This is a genomic window from Mesorhizobium sp. M7A.F.Ca.US.005.03.2.1 (assembly GCF_003997795.1).
Classification (GTDB): domain Bacteria; phylum Pseudomonadota; class Alphaproteobacteria; order Rhizobiales; family Rhizobiaceae; genus Mesorhizobium; species Mesorhizobium ciceri.
Window position 1 is genome coordinate 1 of record NZ_RZRP01001133.1, and the last position, 1,603, is coordinate 1,603.

2 protein-coding genes are annotated in these 1,603 nt (G+C 66.0%); one reads left to right on the forward strand and one right to left on the reverse strand.

Going from position 1 to position 1,603, the window contains the following annotated elements; genetic code table 11:
• A partial coding sequence (locus tag EN991_RS35460; protein ID WP_206519325.1) for a trimethylamine methyltransferase family protein occupies positions 1 to 403 on the reverse strand: 403 nt, incomplete at its 3' end.
• Positions 404 to 655: 252 nt separating this feature from the next.
• On the opposite strand from EN991_RS35460, the gene EN991_RS35465 reads away from it, so the two are divergent.
• Positions 656 to 1,603: MFS transporter (locus EN991_RS35465; RefSeq protein ID WP_164769633.1), on the forward strand; the 948-nt coding region annotated here is incomplete at its 3' end.

Here is a 1,603-nt window from a genome sequence, read left to right on the forward strand (position 1 = left end):
CGATCACATTGTTGCCGCCAAAGCGCACATTGTGCGCAGGATTGCGGGCATGGATGGTGAATTCCGACGGGCAGTGCGACACCAGGTCGAGGATCATGTCGCTGTCGAAGCGCACCCGCTCTGAACCGTCACGCACGTCGGCGCCATGCGCCTTCATGATGCTGCGGGCCTCGTCATGCAGCACGTCGACGCCGATTTCCCGCAGCACGCGCAGGGAAGCGAGGTGAATCGATTCCAGCTCGTCGTCGGAGACCAGCCTGGTTGGCGCCAGCGGGTTCTTCAACTGGCGAAAAGCCGGCTGCTCGAACGCGGCCGAGCCGCCGGCGCGCTTTCCAGCGCGGCCGCCGCGACGGGCACGGTCGGTGGCCAATGCCGGTTCTGAGGGTTGTAGGGCGGCGGTCATGATGGTCCTCGTGGGATGCGATAGCGGGCGGCATAATGGACCGGCGGCTGTCCGGCCATTGCGGAGGCGACGACCACTAGGGCGAGGGAAGCGACATGCCGGAACGACAGGTGCCCGGCCGCGACATCGGCTTGATCAGGTTGCCGCGTTGGAGCAAGCGGATTTCGGTGGCCGGCCCTTCCCTTCCGGGGATCGAACCGATAGCTACTTGGATTGCCGGCCTGATGGCCAGCAGTTCATCTGGATGGCAGCATGGTCGCGACCGGCTCGAGCGAAGGCGAAGCAGGAACGCAATGGGCAGCGCTTGCCGGCGTCACCGCGGCACTTGCCATGTTTGGCGCCGCGCAAGGGCTGAGCTCGCCGCTGTTCACATTGCTGATGCAGAAGCAAGGCATGTCGCCGGCGCTGATCGGCCTGTCGGCGGCGATGATGCCGCTCGGGCTGATCCTGTCGGCTTCCTTCGTGCCGGCGGCGGTGCGGCTGGTCGGCGGGCGCAACCTGGCGGTCGGCTGCTCGCTGACCGGCGCGCTCTGCTTCCTGGGCATCGGCTATCTACAGGACTGGGTGGCGTGGTTCGTCATCCGCTTCATCATCGGCGTGGTCATCAATCCGCTTTATATCCTTGGCGAGGTGTGGGCGCTGTCGCTGGCACCGCCGTCGCGGCGCGGCCGGGTGATGGGCGTGTTCAACACGCTGATGGGCGCCGGTTACGCCGCCGGACCATTCGCGCTGACCCTGCTCGGCACGTCGGGCTGGGCGCCTTTCATGGTCGGCGTCGCCGGTTTCGCGCTCTGCGCGGTGATCCTGCACGCCGTCTCGTCAAAGCTCACCGGCTTCGAGGATGACGGCCAGCCTGCCAGCGGCCTTGTCGGGTTTGCCAAAATGGCGCCGGCGCTGCTGCTTGCCGTGCTTGTCTCGGCGGCGGTCCAGCAGAGCACCTATGCGCTGGTCCCGGTCTTCGGCGCCAGCTATGGCCTGGCGGAAGCCGTTCTGGCCTCGCTGGTGATGGCGCTTTCCCTCGGCAACATCCTGCTGCAGATACCACTCGGCCTTCTGGCGGAGCGTTTTGGCGGCCGCGCCATGATCATCGTCTGCGCACTGGCAACAACCGTTTGCGCGCTTTTGCTGTCTCTGCTGATCACAACGCCGTTGATCTGGGTGGTGCTGCTGGTGATGGGCGCGGTCGGTTACGGTGTCTAC